14 protein-coding genes and 1 pseudogene are annotated in these 15,660 nt (G+C 62.4%); 10 read left to right on the top strand and 5 right to left on the bottom strand.

Annotated elements, in window-relative coordinates; translation table 11 throughout:
- Nucleotides 1–162 precede the first annotated feature (162 nt).
- Nucleotides 163–786, top strand: a complete 624-nt coding sequence (locus FQ664_RS13395) for a glutathione S-transferase family protein (RefSeq protein WP_144172382.1) — start codon at nucleotides 163–165, stop codon at nucleotides 784–786.
- An 83-nt stretch (nucleotides 787–869) separates the two neighbouring features.
- Here FQ664_RS13395 and FQ664_RS13390 read toward each other — a convergent pair whose 3' ends face one another.
- Entirely contained in the window at nucleotides 870–2,045 is a 1,176-nt protein-coding gene (locus FQ664_RS13390; RefSeq protein ID WP_144172380.1) for an MFS transporter, read from the bottom strand.
- Between the two features lie 94 nt (nucleotides 2,046–2,139).
- Between FQ664_RS13390 and FQ664_RS13385 the strand changes: the two genes are divergently transcribed.
- The 3 genes from FQ664_RS13385 to FQ664_RS13375 all read left to right on the top strand — a co-directional run bounded on the left by FQ664_RS13385 (nucleotide 2,140) and on the right by FQ664_RS13375 (nucleotide 4,804).
- Complete coding sequence (locus FQ664_RS13385) at nucleotides 2,140–3,054, top strand: LysR family transcriptional regulator (protein ID WP_144172378.1); 915 nt, start codon at nucleotides 2,140–2,142, stop codon at nucleotides 3,052–3,054.
- A 209-nt stretch (nucleotides 3,055–3,263) separates the two neighbouring features.
- Nucleotides 3,264–3,755 carry a DUF1543 domain-containing protein gene (locus FQ664_RS13380; RefSeq protein ID WP_144172376.1) on the top strand — a complete coding sequence of 164 codons (492 nt, stop codon included), beginning with the start codon at nucleotides 3,264–3,266 and terminating at the stop codon, nucleotides 3,753–3,755.
- Between the two features lie 62 nt (nucleotides 3,756–3,817).
- Nucleotides 3,818–4,804, top strand: a complete 987-nt coding sequence (locus FQ664_RS13375) for a 5'-nucleotidase (protein ID WP_144172374.1) — start codon at nucleotides 3,818–3,820, stop codon at nucleotides 4,802–4,804.
- Nucleotides 4,805–4,918: 114 nt separating this feature from the next.
- Here FQ664_RS13375 and FQ664_RS13370 read toward each other — a convergent pair whose 3' ends face one another.
- The 3 genes from FQ664_RS13370 to FQ664_RS13360 are packed head-to-tail and all read right to left on the bottom strand — an operon-like array spanning nucleotide 4,919 to nucleotide 8,051.
- Nucleotides 4,919–5,863, bottom strand: a complete 945-nt coding sequence (locus FQ664_RS13370; protein ID WP_144172372.1) for a hypothetical protein — start codon at nucleotides 5,861–5,863, stop codon at nucleotides 4,919–4,921.
- A 4-nt stretch (nucleotides 5,864–5,867) separates the two neighbouring features.
- Nucleotides 5,868–7,535 (bottom strand): hypothetical protein, encoded by a 1,668-nt coding sequence (locus tag FQ664_RS13365; protein WP_144172370.1) that lies wholly within the window; start codon nucleotides 7,533–7,535, stop codon nucleotides 5,868–5,870.
- A gap of 6 nt (nucleotides 7,536–7,541) precedes the next feature.
- Entirely contained in the window at nucleotides 7,542–8,051 is a 510-nt protein-coding gene (locus tag FQ664_RS13360; protein ID WP_178090989.1) for an SMI1/KNR4 family protein, read from the bottom strand.
- 216 nt (nucleotides 8,052–8,267) lie between these two features.
- Between FQ664_RS13360 and FQ664_RS13355 the strand changes: the two are divergent.
- Nucleotides 8,268–8,462 (top strand): annotated as a pseudogene (locus FQ664_RS13355) (bifunctional O-acetylhomoserine aminocarboxypropyltransferase/cysteine synthase); the annotation flags it as partial.
- Nucleotides 8,463–8,739: 277 nt separating this feature from the next.
- Here FQ664_RS13355 and FQ664_RS13350 read toward each other — a convergent pair.
- The gene (locus FQ664_RS13350; RefSeq protein ID WP_256675938.1) at nucleotides 8,740–9,558 is read right to left on the bottom strand and encodes a hypothetical protein; all 819 of its coding nucleotides are present in this window, start codon (nucleotides 9,556–9,558) and stop codon (nucleotides 8,740–8,742) included.
- Between the two features lie 417 nt (nucleotides 9,559–9,975).
- On the opposite strand from FQ664_RS13350, the gene FQ664_RS13345 reads away from it, so the two are divergent.
- The 5 genes from FQ664_RS13345 to FQ664_RS13325 all read left to right on the top strand — a co-directional run bounded on the left by FQ664_RS13345 (nucleotide 9,976) and on the right by FQ664_RS13325 (nucleotide 15,545).
- Entirely contained in the window at nucleotides 9,976–12,234 is a 2,259-nt protein-coding gene (locus FQ664_RS13345) for a sigma-54-dependent transcriptional regulator (protein WP_144172366.1), read from the top strand.
- A gap of 30 nt (nucleotides 12,235–12,264) precedes the next feature.
- Nucleotides 12,265–13,461: an S-methyl thiohydantoin desulfurase domain-containing protein gene (locus FQ664_RS13340; RefSeq protein WP_144172364.1), complete on the top strand. Its 1,197-nt coding sequence runs from the start codon at nucleotides 12,265–12,267 to the stop codon at nucleotides 13,459–13,461.
- Nucleotides 13,458–14,174, top strand: coding sequence for an aspartate/glutamate racemase family protein (locus FQ664_RS13335; protein WP_144172362.1), 717 nt, complete (start codon nucleotides 13,458–13,460; stop codon nucleotides 14,172–14,174). Before FQ664_RS13340 ends, FQ664_RS13335 begins: the two co-directional genes overlap by 4 nt.
- A gap of 180 nt (nucleotides 14,175–14,354) precedes the next feature.
- On the top strand, nucleotides 14,355–15,044 hold the full coding sequence (locus tag FQ664_RS13330) for a hypothetical protein (protein ID WP_144172360.1): 690 nt from the start codon (nucleotides 14,355–14,357) through the stop codon (nucleotides 15,042–15,044).
- Between the two features lie 63 nt (nucleotides 15,045–15,107).
- Nucleotides 15,108–15,545, top strand: a complete 438-nt coding sequence (locus FQ664_RS13325; protein ID WP_144172358.1) for a hypothetical protein — start codon at nucleotides 15,108–15,110, stop codon at nucleotides 15,543–15,545.
- The last annotated feature ends 115 nt before the right edge of the window (nucleotides 15,546–15,660 follow it).

The following is a 15,660-nucleotide window of genomic DNA, read 5'->3' as shown; positions in this document are numbered from 1 at the left end:
GGCGCTGCCTGTCTCACCACAATCACCTTGGGGGTGGAAAGGCTTACTTTCGGAAATGGACTACAAGAACCCTACACAGGGGACGCTCTGCCAGCGCTCAGGCTCTTGACCGGCAACCGGCAGTGACGGACGATCAACTTCCCCCACACAAGGACGAACACCATGCTGCGGATACTGGGCAGAGCCTCTTCCATCAACGTACGAAAAGTCCTGTGGGCGTGCGCCGAGTTCGAGGTCCCGTTCCAGCGCGAAGACTGGGGATCGGGCTTCAAGCCCACGGACAGCGCCGAATTCCTTGCCTTGAACCCCAACGCCATGATCCCGGTGATCCAGGATGGCGACTTCACCCTTTGGGAATCCAACAGCATCATCCGCTACCTGGCCACGCGCTACGGCGCCACCGCGTTCTACCCGGGCGAGGTGCAGGCGCGGGCCAGGATCGACCAGTGGATCGACTGGCAGGCCTCGGACCTCAACCGTTCCTGGAGCTACGCGTTCATGTCACTGGTCAGGCACTCGCCCGTCCACCAGGACCCGCAGGCCCTCGCCGCCGGTTGCGCGGACTGGGCGCGCTACATGCACATTCTCGACCGCCAGCTGGCGGCCACCGGTGCCTATGTGGCCGGCAGCCAGTTCACCCTGGCCGACATCCCCATTGGCCTGTCGGTCAACCGCTGGTTCGAAACGCCGTTCGAGCACCCGCACCTGCCGGCCGTGCGCGATTATTACGAGCGGCTCAGCGAGCGCCCGGCCTATCACCTGCATGGCCGTAACGGTACGCCGTGATGGCGACAGATTGACGAACGGCGCAGGACCTTGGGCTACCTTGCGTCGCGAAAGGGGCGCAAAGCGCCCCACATTCTCGCCCCTCACACCGCTGCCCGCTCCCCCAACGCCACCGCCCGCCCACGCCAGGCAAACATCAAGACCATCACCAAGCCGACCGCTGCCATCGCCGCCCCCGCCAGGGAAACCGCCGAATACCCCAGCCCGGCATTGATCACCGCCCCACCCAGCGCCGCGCCAATCGCGTTACCCAGGTTGAACGCACCAATGTTGACCGCCGACGCCAGGTTGGGCGCATCCTTGGCCGCCTCCATCACCCGCATTTGCAGCGGCGGTACCAGGGCAAAGCTGGCAGCGCCCCACACCAGAATCGCCAGCGCAGTCGGCAGCGACCAGTCCATCACCAGCGGGAACACCAGCAACACCGCAATCAGCACGGCCAGTGACAGCATCAGGGTGCGGTCGATCGAGCGGTCGGCCGCCTTGCCCCCCCACACGTTACCCAAGGTCAGGCCGACACCGAACAACACCAGCATGGCCGTGACGAAGGTGGTGGAGGCTGCCGCCTCGCTCTGCAGGATCGGCGCGATGTAGGTGAATACCGTGAACATCGCACTGGAGCCCACCACGGTCAGCAGCAATGCCGCCAGTACCGGCCCGCGGCCCAGCACACGGATTTCGGCCATGGCCCCGTCACCCTGGGGCGACGGCACATTGGGCAATGCATACCAGAGGGTGGTCATTGCCACCAGGCCGAGCCCGGCGATGCCCCAGAATGCCGTGCGCCAGCCCAGCATTTCACCGAACCAGGTGGCCAGCGGCACACCGCCGATGGTGGCCAGGGTCAACCCCATGAACATGGCGGCCACCGCCCCGGCGCGCTTCTCGGGCGGCACCACGCTGGCCGCGACGATCGAGCCGATGCCAAAGAACGCGCCGTGGTTGAGCGAGGTGACCACGCGGGCGACCAGCAGACTGGCGTAGTCGCTGGCCAGGGCCGACATCAGGTTGCCCAGGGTGAAGATGGCCATCAGCCCGATCAACAGGTAACGCCGCGGCACCTTCACCGTGGCCAGGGTCATCAGCGGTGCGCCGATCAGCACACCGATCGCATAGGCACTGACCAGCAGCCCCGCAGCCGGGATGGAGACGCCAAGGTCGGTGGCGATGCTGGGCAACATGCCCATGGGGGCGAACTCGGTGACACCGATGCCAAAGGCACCGATGGCGAGTGCGACAAGAGGTGGATTGATACGCATGGCAAACTCCTTATCTGTGCTGCAAATGCTACGATCCGAAGCCAAGCCGCACTAGACTGCTTTTTTGCGAACCACCTTTGCTTCAGAGGCACAAATGGACTTCAGTGGAAGATCCGGAGAGATGGAAATATTCGCCAAGGTGGCCCAAGAGGGCAGCCTGTCCGCCGCCGCCCGGGTGCTGGGCCTGACGCCATCGGCGGTCAGCCGCATCCTTGCACGCACCGAACAGCGCCTGGGCACCCGCCTGCTGCTGCGCACCACCCGGGCGCTCACCCTCACGCCAGAGGGCGAAGCGTACCTGCGCGGTGCACGGCGGGTGCTGGCCGACATGCTCGAAGTGGAAGAGGCCATCACCGACCAAGGCGTGCCACGCGGGCGCTTGCGAGTCAGCGCAGCGCTGGGCCATGGCCGGCTGACCGTGGTGCCGTTGCTGGCAGCGTTCAGCGCGCGCTACCCGCAGGTGCTGGTCGACCTTACCCTCAGTGACGAAGTGGCCGACATTCTCGGTGGCCAGGCCGACGTGGCGCTGCGTTTCGGCCGCCTGCCGGACAGCTCGTTGAGCGCCCGCGCCATTGGCGAAACCGGCCAGGTAGTCGTTGCCTCGCCCGAGTACCTGGCGCGCTGTGGTACGCCGCTTGTGCCGGAGGACCTGGCCCGCCACAACTGCCTGCGCTTCAACTTCCGCCGCGCCGCCCCCGACTGGCCGTTCTGCCGCGACGGGCAGGTGTTCTCATTGAAGGTGACGGGCAATATCGAATGCAGCAGCGGCGAGGCCCTGGCGCAGTTGGCCAGGCTCGGCGCCGGCGTGGCGCGCATCGGTACCTTTACCGTGGCCGACGACCTGGCCAGCGGGCAGCTGGTGCCGTTGCTGGAGGCGTACAACCCTGGTGATCGCGAGCCGATTCATGCAGTGTTCGTCGGCGGCCCGGCGATGCCAGCGCGGGTACGGGTGTTCGTGGATTTTCTGGTGGAGCAACTGTCAGGCCTGCACTGTCGCGTAGAGAACTGAATTGGCAAACGGTCCGCGGACCCTGTGGGCTTTAGCCGCGAAGAATCCAACGCGGCGCATGGCACCGGCTGCGCCGGTGTTCGCGGCTAAAGCCGCTCCCACAGAGCCCCTGCTAATTCAAGGAGTCATGTGCAGTTCCATGAATGCGGGATCCGCTAATCAGGCAGTACAATGCCGCACTTTTACATCCGCCATGCAAAGGACCGCCCATGCTTTACGTCGTCATGCTCGGAGGCCGCCACCCCGGTGCCAAGATCGAAGTCCACGATGTGGTGTTCGCCCAGGCCGACACCTTCGAACAGGCCTACCCGCAGTTGCGCCAGGCCTGGTTCGGCAGCCCGAAAGGTTTGCACATCGATTCGTGGCTGGAAGTACATGGCGTCGACGGCCAGCGCATCGAGCTGCGTCCGGACGCCCCCGCCCCCGGTGCCCTGCGCCTGTACTTCATCAACCTCGGTGGCTACGAACGCGAGGTATTCGGCGAGGCCCACCGCTACCTGCTGGTCACCGCCCACAGCAAAGTCGAGGCCAAGGCCCTGGGCAAGCAACGCATGCAGGCGGACTGGCTGAAGCCGCATACCGATGCCTTGCTGGATGTCGACGATTGCCTGGCGATCGACCAGGTGGCAGGGCAGTTCGTGCACCTGGTCGAAGGCGCGCATGAGCCGGTGGTGGTGCGTAACGACTACCTCCTGATCTGACGCCGACAGCGCCGCGAAGCGCACGGTACACTTGCCTTCAGCTCACGCTCAGGAGTTGTTTCATGCCCTACCCCATCGAACAGAAACTGGTCATCGGCGTTGCTTCGAGTGCGCTGTTCGACCTCACCGTCTCGGACGACATCTACCAGACCCAGGGCGTCGAGGCTTACCGTCAGCACCAGCAGCAGAACTTGGACGAACCGTTCCCCAAGGGCGTGGCATTCCCGTTCATTCGCCGCTTCCTGAGTATCAACCAGGCCTTCCCCGAGCAGTTGCCGGTGGAGGTGGTGCTGCTGTCGCGCAACTCGCCGGAAACCGGCCTTCGGGTGTTCCGCTCGATCAGCCACTACCAGCTGGACATCAGCCGCGCGGCGTTCATGTCGGGCCGCTCGCCCTACGAGTACATCCCGGCGTTCAATGCCTCGCTGTTCCTCAGCGCCAACGAGGAGGATGTACAGAAAGCCATCGACGCCGACTACCCAGCCGGACGGGTACTGCCGACGCGCATCTACGATGACGAGATCGACACCGAATTGCGGGTGGCCTTCGACTTTGACGGGGTGATTGCCGATGACGAGGCGGAGCGCGTGTACAAGCGCGACGACAACCTGGACGCGTTTCAGGAGCACGAGCGGGCGCGCAAGGGCATCCCGCATTCGCCGGGGCCGTTGGCGGACCTGTACCGCAAGCTTTCGCTGATTCGCATGCTCGAGGACCGCAAGCTGGCCGAGGACCCGGCGTACAAACGGATTCTGCGGATTGCGATCGTGACCGCGCGCAATGCCCCGTCGCATGAACGGGTGGTGACGACGTTGAAGGACTGGGGCGTATCGCCGGACGAATGCTTCTTTCTGGGGGGGATGGAGAAGCCCAGGGTACTGTCGATCCTCAAGCCCCATGTGTTCTTTGATGACCAGCGCAGCCATTTGCAGTCGCCGGCGGGAGATTTGCCGATGGTGCATGTGCCGTTTGGGGTGGCGAATCGCGAGCGTTCAGCAGTGGACTCTCTACTCGGCGTGCCAGCTCCCACTTCGATCGCACCGATTTGATGTGATTGCAGCACCTGTGGGAGCGGGCAAGCCCGCGAAACGGCCTCAACTTGTTTAGCTGATGGGCAGTAGGGTTCACCCGCGAACACTGCCCCCCCTACTGGTCGGCTTACTTCAAAACCATACCACTGCCCCGCCGACTGCAAGGAGTGCAACACCGAGAACAGTTGAGCTGATCAGCAAGCGTTTGGCCAGGCGAGCCTGCTCGACCGTCTGTTGCTCCAGGCGCAATTCCAGCGCCTGAGTTTTCTCAATGCTGGGCTCCAAGTGTTGCTTGATCGCATGCTCAAGTCGAGCAGGCAAGGCCTGATTGAAGGCATCAAGCTTACCGTCAATCGCTTCGCTATGGCTGGCGAGTTTCTGCTTTTGGTCATGGGCGATGCGCAATAGCTGCTTGTCCCGTGCTTCCAGATTGTTGACTGCGGCTGCAAGAGAATCTGCAACATCCTTGCGCGCAACTTCGAGTTGACGACCAATTTCAGTCAGTAATTCCTGGTTGACCTGGCCAATACGCTTCTCGGCCGCCTCGACCCGCTGTACGCAACCAATCAAGTCACGCGCCTGGGCGGCGGTGAGGCCCTTGGCCTCCAGTAGCCCTTGGTTGGCCGCGCGAATCTCCTGCTGTTGGGACGCCAGTTGCTCTTGCTGATCAAGGATTTGAACATTCTGCGCCCGCAACTGGGCCGCTTGGGCCTCAAGACGCTGCTGCTGACTCAGTAAAATATCCTGCTGATCGCACAGCACTTTCGAAACAGCGGTGTTGAAAATGAGCAACTGCGATGAGTGCCGGTTGAGGTTAGCAATCTCGGTACTCAGGGTGAGTTGAGCATCCTTGATCTTGTCCTCGGTGTTGTTCCACCAATTGCTCAGGATATTCTGAGAGCTCTTTTCACTGCGCGCCTTTTGCAACGCATCGTTGGCGCTCTTGGCCTGATTCTGCGCATCAACGACTGCAGTAATCAGCTGTTTTACACAGCTGCCACCAATTACCGACTCTGACAAATCCGCTTGAGACAACGCGGTGACGATCTGGATTTCCTTGCCTTTCAAACTGCTCATTGCTTTACCTTGTCTTGAAAAAGTCATCCAGCAGCACCTGAGTTTCGTCCAGATAGGCCACCATCTCGCGGGTTTCGCTGACCTGCGCCTTGGCCGTCTCGATGCTTGCTGCAAGGCTGAACAATGTACTTTGGGCAGCCTGTGCCGCGTTGATAAATGAATGTTCGGTGGCCTCGTAGCTTTTGATGGACTCCGCATATTTACCGATGGACTGCAGCGAGACCTCAGCCTGCACCAGCAGGTCACCAGCCAGCCGTTCACTCAAGCGCCCATCAAGTATGATGGCGTCCAGAAGCTTTTCGTCGTAGGCATAACGGTAGCGCGCGAACAGGTTGTCCAGTTGGTAAGCCAGAAAGGCACTGAGCAAACCGGTGAGCATGCCTACCAGCACACTTGCGACGATGTCGGCAATCGGAAGCAGGAACGGCAGCGTCTTCAAAAACGTTGCCACACTTTCTTGCAACAGAAAGCCCACGCTTGTCACAACAACGGTGGCTAGAATCTTCAGGCCTTCCTGAAGAGCTTGGTCAGACGTCATGCCCTTGGGCGGAAACATGATCATCTTGATTGCCTTGACCAAACTCAGCAAACCGTCGCGGATGATAGTAACGAAACGCTTGGCGGTGGACAGGAAGTTGTTGATCAAAAACGTGATCAAATTGCTCATGAACCCGCTGGCACCCCCTTGAAGTGCCTGGGATGCAGCGTCCGGAATCTTCTTGATGACCGAGGCGATTACCCGTTGCAGGCGCACCTTGATTTCTTCAAAGAGGGTCTTTCCCACACTAGCCCCCGCTTTGATCAGCACCTTGAACTCGATAAACAGGCCATTGACCAACTCCGTCAAAAGAACTCCCAGCGCCTGCTTAAGGCCCATGGTCGCCGCTTGTTTGCCACCGGTGCTGAGCAACTCGCCCGCCTGCTTGTTGAACAGAGCACTGCTGGCAGTCTTGTCGACATGTGCCCTGGCTTTTTGGTAAGCCTCGTCGACCATGTTCTGGTTGAGCCCAAACTCCTCTGCATTGGTCGTCCCATCATTTCGTTCACGGTTTGACCATTCGTCAAGATCATGACCTTTCTTCGAACCGTTTGCGGGCTTGTTGGTCAAGGCAAGGTTGTTGTCATCATTGACCATCTTGCGCATACGCCCAGCGTCGACTTGCTGCTTGCCCGTTGTGGGGTCGACCACTACATCGCCTAAAGCAAGATGATTCTTGGGAGTACGGTGGACTTCACTGATGGACACCACATGATCCAGCTCTACGGTAACCGTCTCGCCTGTATGCATGACCGTGGTGCCATCAGCCGAAACCTTGGCACCGGTATAGTCGTCCCGGCCCTTCGCGATCCGCTCGTCACGTTTCTTGTCCCAAGTCTTGCCACCAGCCGCCTCAGCTTGTTTTTGAGTCTTGATCTCGTACTGGGAACGGACTTCTTCGCTGTACTCGGTTTTCGAATGCGCATGCAGCGCCTTGTCGGAGTCAGTGGCGATGTAATCGTCATCGCCACGGGAGAAGTTGTGCAGCGTGGTGACATTTCCGCCGCTCTTGTCCTCAAACATCGCCGTAGAAAGACCAAACGGCCCGATGATTTGCCCGATGACTTGTTGCTGGCAATCATCGAACAGTTTTTGCAGGCGCTGCTCGCGCATTTCGGTAAGGGTCATTTCCATGGAGGCTCAAGCACGCATGCGATTGACTAAAGTCTCGAACCAAACGGTGAAATTGGCTGCCTTCACCGATCGACGAGGGAATTCATGGGAATAGCTGATGATTTGACCGTGGGCTCCTGCGGCGGCTGGAGCAAGGTCGAGACAGAGGTTGTCACCGGCGCCGTTGGCAGCAAAAGGGATCCAGCACGGGTGCCACCATGTATGAAGTACAGCCGGATCGGGACTATCAAGTGGCTCGTCCAAGTCGCCGTGGTCGAGCAAACGGCGCAGCGCACACCATTCCAGAATGATCTTGCGGGACGAAAGAAATTCGTAGCCCTCGAACAGCCCTTCTGCTTTGCCCTGTTGACCGTCATGTCGCAGCAGGCATTGCACGAAGTCAGCCGGTAACGTCACGCCCAATTGGTCTTGCAGTGCTGATATTTGTGCAACCGACGCGCAAGTATTGAGGTCAGCGAATTGCCGCGGACTGTGCTTTTGCAGGAAGACTTCCAAGTCATGCCAGAGCTGCTGCATCTCACCCCCATGCGTGGAAGCCAATACAGGCTTCCGGTTATCCATACCTAGAGGCAATTAGCCATTACTCATATCCTGCCCGAACAGATACGGCTTGTCACCCAGGCAGCAACTCAGGCCAGCGGTCTCAGGCATTTACGTGGTAATACACCAAACTTTTTGTAGCCCGAAACTGCGCTCTTTTTTCCTTAAGTCCCCTCAGGCTGGATAGCAGATGGCGGTATCGTCATCGACTCCGGCACGTTCCCCTGAGCCCAGAACAAAGAGCGCTTCGCTCTGCTCAACACCCCCGATCCGTCCTACCAGGGCGTCACCCACACCGAAGCCTTCCGCCCCGCCGCCTTCATCGGCCGCTGCCGCGTGGTGCCATTGCGCAACACCGGTGCCGCGCTGTCGCCGTTCAACGCCTACGCAGAGGCACCGAAATGTCAGCTTACGAGCCACAGTAGTGTGACGTTTAGCGCACTCGAGCTGATTTGTCATCGCAGGCACCTGAAGAGCTGAATGCCGGGCAAGCACTTCGAGAAACTAGAGGTCAATCCCTTAGCGCAGCAGATGGTGAGGAGTTCGGCGTCCCGACTTGCCCGCTCCCAGGGGAACCGCGCACTTCTGGTTCCGGCACTACACCTGTGGAAGCGGGCAAGTCGGGGCGCCGAACCGTCGCGAAGGGCAGCAAAGCGGCCAGCCGTCAGTTTACGGCCGTGCCGCGCTCTTGCAGCAACTTGCGGGCTTCGCGGGCCAGCCTGTCGAGGCGGTCGACCAACTCGACCATCACCTCCAGCGTGTCGGCCTCATCATCCCGCTCGTGATCCTTCCTGACTGCAGCAATGCATTCACGCATGGCGGGCGACCAGCGCTCCTCGGCTTCCTCAGCCAGGGCAATAAGGGTGTTGATGCCACGCCGCGCACCCGAGGTAATGTCCTGTGCCTCGGCAGCGAAATCCGAGGGTGTTGCCGCTCGCACTTGCGGCTCATAGGCACTGTCCTCGACAGCGGCTTGCGCCTCTGCCTCATCCGCCGGGCAGGCGGCTTTGACCAGTGCATCGGTCAGCTCGCGAATGTCATCACTGAGAAACTGCACGGTAGCCAAGTGCGTATTGCGCCGCGGTGCCTGCGGCAGGAAGAACTGCACCTGCTCGCCTTCCCCCAGCACCGCGTCGCTCCATTCACGCAAGGTCTGCCCGTAGCTGAAGCGGGGGTAGTTGACCCGCGGATAGAGGCGTTCGATGGCTTCATCGCTGAGCGAGCTTGGGTCAACCATTACCCCGTATTTGTGCAACAGGTCGAGGGCGACTTTGTAGCGCGGGGCCAGAAGCTTGCGGTTGATCCCCTGGTGGAACGGCGCAGACAGCGTGCGCATGGCGTTGTTCAGGGTACGGTTATCCAGCACCCCGACGAGCTCACCCAATGTATCAGCATCACTGGCCCCTTCTGGAACGACCAAATCAGCCATCAAGGCGCGTGCTTCGTCCAGCGCCCGGGTGATCGTTTTTACAGCGTGCGGCATGGGCAATCCCTTTTGTCGAAGCGTCCATGCACAGGGCGTGGAGCACTGCATGATATCTTTTTGATATTACGCACAGATTGCCAATTTATGCCGGCTTCGGCAAGCGTAGGTAAGGGCTGCGATAGCAGCATTGGCAACGCTGAAGGGCTACCCTGCTTCGCTCGGCTCAGTGATAGTATTTTGCCGCACGAGCAACTTTGGCCCCTTCGACAACCGAGGCAATGGTGTCGTCACTTCCAGTGTAAGTGCTCTCAGATCACCTATTGCTAGCTTCAGGGCGTGAAGCCGGCATCCGAAGCAACCCGATAACCGCGCAATCTACAACGTTCTGACCGGTGGCCACCCGGTCACACAGCAGCGCTCGCGTCGTTCTGCTATACCTCATTGCCTGGCTCACCCCTACGAGGATGGATTCTCATGGAGCCACTGCTCACCACGCCCCCGGGCGGCGAGGACGGCGTGCCTGGCCGTTCGCCCGCCATGCAGGCGCTGCAAGCCTTGCTGCGGCGGGTGGCGCAGAGCGACCGGCCGGTGCTGATCTTCGGCCCGACGGGCGCCGGCAAGGAAGTCATCGCCCAGCAACTGCACCGCCTGAGCGCGCCAGGCAAACCGTTCATCGACCTCAACTGTGGGGCGATCCCCGAGCAATTGCTCGAGTCCGAGCTGTTTGGCCATGCCCGCGGCGCGTTCACCGGCGCGGTTGGCGAGCGCATTGGCCATCTGCAGATGGCCGGGACCGGGACGCTGTTCCTCGACGAAATCGGCGAATTGCCCCTGGCCCTGCAGCCGAAGCTGCTGCGGGTGCTGGAAACCGGGCAGTACCGGCCGCTCGGCAGCAGCGAGAGCCGGCACTTCCGCGGCAGGGTGGTGGCGGCCACCCACCGTGACCTCAAGCGCCTGGTGGCCGAGCAGCGCTTTCGCGAAGACCTGTACTACCGCTTGTCGGTGTTCGAACTCGAGCTCCCGGGGCTCAACGAGCGGCGTGAGGACATCCCGGACCTGATCGAACACTTTTGCCGTCAGCAACGGCGACCGCTGCGCTTCGATGCAGCAGCGCTGGAGCTGCTGTGCCAGCGAGACTGGCCCGGCAATGTGCGCGAGCTGCGCAATTCAATCGATCGCATCGGCACCTTGGCGCCGTCGCCACTGGTCGATCGGGAAACCCTCGAACAATTGCTGGCACCGCCCTCGCCCGCCACTGCGCTGGCCGGGGAGCTCGCCGAAGCCCTGCTCGGGCTTGCGGGGCCGGACAAACTGGCGGCAGTGGAGACCTTGCTGATTGAGCATGCGCTGCACCGTTGCAACGGCAACAAGAGTGCTGCGGCGCAGCTGTTGGGGGTCAACCGCAAGGTGATCGAGCGGCGGGTCAGGCTGCGCCAGGACTTGCGCCTGACCGTCGAGCGCTACCTGGCCGAAGGCCGCAAACTGATCGCCGGCGCCGACTTTCGCGGCGCCCTGGGCCCTTTGCAAAAGGGCCTGGAGGTGGCCGAGCGGGTCTACGAAAGCAAAGACCTGTGGCGGTTGCAATTCGAGTTGCACCGGCTGCTGGGAGTGAGCTTTCGCAGTATTGAAGGCTGGTTGAGCATCACCAGCCTGGCCAGCTACCGGGACGCCCAGGCCTTGGCCGCGCGCCAAGGCCAGGCGCAGGAAATGGCGTCGGTGTCGTTCGGGCTCTGGACCACCCTGTTGATGGGCCTGGAACTGGCCGAGGCCCGCGCTGCGGCACAACAGATGCTGCAGCAGGCGCAGATCGCCGGTAGCGAGGCACTGCGCATCGAGGCCCACCTGGCCATGGCCAACACCCTGTTCTGGCTCGGCGATTTCGAGGAAAGCCTGGCCTGCCTGACGCGCGGCAGGCTGCTGGAGGACGACCAGGCCAACTGGCCATCGAACCAAGGGCTGGACCTGGTCGGCCTGGCCCGCACGTTCGAAGGCCTGGCCGCCTTCGAGCTGGGCCTGTTCAGCCAGGCGCGCCAAGCGTTGGTCCGCTTGCAGGCTCGCGCCGAGCAGGCGGTGGACAACCCCTTCAACCGCGCGGTCGCCCTGCAGGGCGCGGCCTGGCTCGCCGCCGTGCTGGGCGAGCGCGATGCACTCGGGCGCCAGGCCCGCGAGCTGGAGCTGCTCAGTGCACGCCACGAGTTCTCCTTCTACCGGGGCGTGGGCATGATCCTGCGCGGCTATCACCAGGGCATATCGGGTGAGCACGAAGCCGGTGCACAGGCCATTGCCGAAGGCTACCAGCAGCATGTGCTGCGTAACGGCGGCCTGCTGTTCCATGGTTTCCAGGCCTGGAAGCGCGGCGAAGTGCTGCTGTTGGCCGGGCGTGCGCAGGCCTGCCTGGAGCTGGTGGATGTCGCCCTCGATCTGGCTCAGGACCATCAAGAGCGCGCCTACCTGTGCGAACTGATGCTGTTACGCGGCCGGGCGCTGCTGGCGCTTGGCGACGACCACGAAGCCGAGGCGACCCTGCGCGTCGCCTTGTCCACCGCGCTGACCCTCGGCGTGGTGCCGGCGCGGCTGCACGCCGCCGTGGAATTGGCCCGGTTGCTCGAACGCAGCGAGCGTGGCGCCCAGGTGCAGTCGATCCTGGTGCGTGCGCTACGCGGTCTCGACCCGCAACTGGACTACCCGCCCGCCAGCACTGTGCGTAGCTGGCTGGCACGATTGGCGAGCTGAACCCCTCAACCCGAGAGCAGGAGCAAGATCATGGCCTTTGAGCTGGAGCACAAGGATCTGCACGCGTTGATCGATGGTGGTTGTTTCTTTGGCAGTGGTGGTGGTGGCACCTTGGCGTCGGCCCGGCATTTGCTGGCCGCGTTCAAGGTCGGGGATTTCTACCCGCGCGACCGGGTCACGGTGGTCACGGTGGACGAAGCCTGTGCCGGTGACGCCGCAGTAGTGGCGTACATGGGGGCACCGGAGACGATCGGGCGTTGCGAGTACCCCCTCGGGCCGATCCAGGCCCTGCAATGCTTGCGCCAGCGCCTGCATGAGCAGGGCCGCCAGCTTGCCTATATCGTGCCACCGGAAAGCGGCGCGTTGGGCTTTCTGGTCGCGTGCCTGGCCGCCGCCAAGCTGGGGCTGGCGGTGGTGGATGCCGACGGCGCCGGGCGCGCGGTGCCCTCATTGCCGATGCTCACCTTCGCTGCTGCCGGCATATCGCCGCGGCCGGCGTTCGTGGTCAGCCAGGAGGGCTTGGTGGTGGAGTTGAATGTAACGCCGCCGGCCAGCACCCAGGGATACGCAGAAAACGCCAATGTGATCGCCGAGCAAATGTTGCGCCCGGTGGTCGGCTCACCGGCGTTCGGTGAGTTCGGCGGCCTGGCGTTATGGTGCATGAGCCCCGCCCAGCTGCCTTCCGCGCTGCCGCTGCGCGGCACCCTCAGCCGCGCGCTGGCGCTGGGCAGAGCCCTGGCTGCCGGGCAGTTGCACACATGCCAGGCCGTGCTCGACTGGCTTGGCCAGCACGGCCTGCCGGCCCGCTGCCTGTCTCGCAACGCGCGCCTGACGCACGCTGGCGTCACTACCCAGGGCGGCTTTGACATCGGCCGCATCGACCTGGACAGCGACGAAGGCAGTTTGCGCCTGTGCTACGAGAACGAGTCGCTGTTGCTGTGGGACAAGCACCAGCCGCAACCACTGGCCATGGCCCCGGACAGCATTGCCTGGTTCTTCGAAGGCGCGGGGCCGGCGCTGGCCTCCAACGGCGACCTGGTGCGTGCCGATGGCTCGCTGGACCCGGCCTATGCCGGGCGCGGTGCCTGCCTGATCGGCTGGCAGGCGGCGGCGCCGCTGCGCCAAGCGGGTGGGTTGATCGCGTGGAGCTTCGCGCAATTGCTGGCAGACCTGGGCTACCTGGGCGCCTACCGAAGCATCGAGCAACTGCAGGAGTTACGCCCATGAGCCTGCGCATTGCGGTGCTCGCGCCGGTCAACAGCAGCGCGTACAACGAAGGTCTGCTGGCCTCGATAGCCCCGGTGGTACCGCCGGATGTCGAGGTGCAGGTGTTCAACATCGACCAGGGCAACCCGTGTATCCAGAACCGGCTGAATCTCGCCGAGAACGCCCTGGCGGTAGTACACCTGGCGCAGCACCTTGAACAGCAGGGGTTCGACGGCATCTGGCTGAGCGATTTCGACATGTGCGGCGTGGAGCCTGCCCGCGAAGTGATCGACATCCCGATCATTGGCGGCTTTCCCACCTCCGCCTTCAGCGCCCTGGGGCTATGCCAGCGGTTTTCCATCATCACCATCCTGCAGAGTACCTTGGCCCTGCAACGCGGCCATGTGGCCAATTATGGCCAAAGCATCAATTTTGCCTCGATCCGCGCCATCGACTGCCCGGTGGCGCAGTTGGGTGATGTCGAGGTTGTGCTGATCAAGTCGTTGCAAGCTGGCCTGGCGGCGATCAACGAGGATGGAGCACAGGCGCTGTTGCTCGGCTGTACCGGCTTCATGGGGGTCGCTGAGCGCTTGTCGCAGCTTATCGAGCAGGACCTGGGCTGTTACGTACCGGTGCTGGACCCCAACCAGTGCGGGTTCGGTTTCCTGCTGTCACTGGTGCGGATGAAGGTGCGCCCGAGCCGCTTGTGCTACGCCAAGGCAACCCTTGGCTGAAACGGCCGGATGCGTCCGCCAGCAACACCCCGGGGTGGACGAAAACGTCCACCCCAACCGCTGCCGTCCGGGCTAACCGACTGAAAAGAAACAAATCATCCGCCTGGCATGATCGATGCTCCTGTCACTGGGCCGACCGCGTGACCCCTCACGCCCGGCCCACATGACAAGGAGAGCATCATGAGCACTGATTACTATGTAGACTTCGACAACCAGACCAACGATACCTGGACCCTCGCGGTCTACCAGACCTTGCCAAGCTCGGTAGGGCTCGACAGCGTGTCCTGGAAGCAGACCACTGTGCCCACCCAGGGTTTCAGCGGGGTGGAGTGGACCATCGACTACAACGTGGTGATCGCCAACTATCGGCAGGTTGGTGGCGTCGGGGTGTACAAGGCCAGCCAGACGCTGTCGACGCAGCTCGGTTCAGTCTGGGACTGCGTGTTCAAGGACAACGTCCAGCAACTGGTGCTGGGTAGCGGCTCGGCACCCGGTGACAGCATCCAGATCAACAACAAATCGAACTTGCCCGCCAACCTGGGTATCGGCATGAGCGGCCAGGGTTCGGTGTTCAAGCCGGATGTGGTCGGTGGTGGCCAGGCCCAGTTCAAGGTGACGCCCACTTATTACCTGGGGCTGTTCCAGAAGGTACAGCTGGGTGAAGTCATCAGCAGCAACGTCGTGGTCGGCCCGATGGAAATCCAGTTCCCTAGCGGCATGAACTGCGCAACAGCTACTGCGAGCATGGATGGCGCCAATATCAAGCTGACGCTCACCTACACCCAGGTGAGCAAGGTGTCCTACGAGGCTACCCAACGGTTGATCGCTGCCCGCCAGGAACGCCTTGGCAGGGTTCTCGAACACGCCTGAGCCCGCGGCCGGCGCGCAGCAGCGCGCCGGCCTGCTGTCGCCGGATTCGGCAAGGAGCTGAAAATGAACAAACCCATTGATATCGCCACCCTCTATGCCGGCCCGCTGGCGTTTGTCGCCGAGCCCAAGGTGAGTGGCGCCCAGTTACTGGACTTCATCCATACCGTGGATCGACAGATCGAAAGCGTCACCAAAGGGCTGGTCGAGCAGTTGAAGAAGGAGAAAATCAACGCCCGCGTGGTGCAGCAGGGCCGTGACTACCTGATCATCGAGGAGGGCCTCAGCCCAGCGTCGCTGTCGCCACGAGACGGCGTGGAGACCGATCCCGCCCCACAACCCTCGCGCATCCGCATCTTCGTCCGCAGCAGCGACGCACCACCCACCATCAATGCGATGCGACTGTTCTTCCGTGACTGGCGCGCAGTGGCGGGCCTGATCGCGGTAGGCGGCGCCTGGTATGCAGGCCAGTGGGTGATGCACGTGCGCCGGCAGGACGAGTAGGCGCGCCCGTCGATGCGATGGGCTGCTGCCGGGCAGCCCATCGCACGTTCACGCTTGACCCACACCCGCCCTGCGCCACATGCTCGATCGCTCCACCCACGCTCAAGGAACGATT

Origin of the sequence: Pseudomonas persica, assembly GCF_900291015.1 — a bacterium.
Classification (GTDB): domain Bacteria; phylum Pseudomonadota; class Gammaproteobacteria; order Pseudomonadales; family Pseudomonadaceae; genus Aquipseudomonas.
The sequence above is the reverse complement of the archived record's forward strand: the minus strand, read 5'-3'. Positions and strand labels throughout refer to the sequence as shown.

Coding starts and splice junctions, on each gene's coding strand:
- FQ664_RS13350 (WP_256675938.1), bottom strand. CDS start 9,558: ATGCCGCACGCTGTAAAAACGATCACCCGGGCGCTGGACGAAGCACGC.
- FQ664_RS13335 (WP_144172362.1), top strand. CDS start 13,458: ATGAGCCTGCGCATTGCGGTGCTCGCGCCGGTCAACAGCAGCGCGTAC.
- FQ664_RS13395 (WP_144172382.1), top strand. CDS start 163: ATGCTGCGGATACTGGGCAGAGCCTCTTCCATCAACGTACGAAAAGTC.
- FQ664_RS13375 (WP_144172374.1), top strand. CDS start 3,818: ATGCCCTACCCCATCGAACAGAAACTGGTCATCGGCGTTGCTTCGAGT.
- FQ664_RS13360 (WP_178090989.1), bottom strand. CDS start 8,051: ATGCAGCAGCTCTGGCATGACTTGGAAGTCTTCCTGCAAAAGCACAGT.
- FQ664_RS13370 (WP_144172372.1), bottom strand. CDS start 5,863: ATGAGCAGTTTGAAAGGCAAGGAAATCCAGATCGTCACCGCGTTGTCT.
- FQ664_RS13380 (WP_144172376.1), top strand. CDS start 3,264: ATGCTTTACGTCGTCATGCTCGGAGGCCGCCACCCCGGTGCCAAGATC.
- FQ664_RS13385 (WP_144172378.1), top strand. CDS start 2,140: ATGGACTTCAGTGGAAGATCCGGAGAGATGGAAATATTCGCCAAGGTG.
- FQ664_RS13390 (WP_144172380.1), bottom strand. CDS start 2,045: ATGCGTATCAATCCACCTCTTGTCGCACTCGCCATCGGTGCCTTTGGC.
- FQ664_RS13365 (WP_144172370.1), bottom strand. CDS start 7,535: ATGGAAATGACCCTTACCGAAATGCGCGAGCAGCGCCTGCAAAAACTG.
- FQ664_RS13330 (WP_144172360.1), top strand. CDS start 14,355: ATGAGCACTGATTACTATGTAGACTTCGACAACCAGACCAACGATACC.
- FQ664_RS13345 (WP_144172366.1), top strand. CDS start 9,976: ATGGAGCCACTGCTCACCACGCCCCCGGGCGGCGAGGACGGCGTGCCT.
- FQ664_RS13325 (WP_144172358.1), top strand. CDS start 15,108: ATGAACAAACCCATTGATATCGCCACCCTCTATGCCGGCCCGCTGGCG.
- FQ664_RS13340 (WP_144172364.1), top strand. CDS start 12,265: ATGGCCTTTGAGCTGGAGCACAAGGATCTGCACGCGTTGATCGATGGT.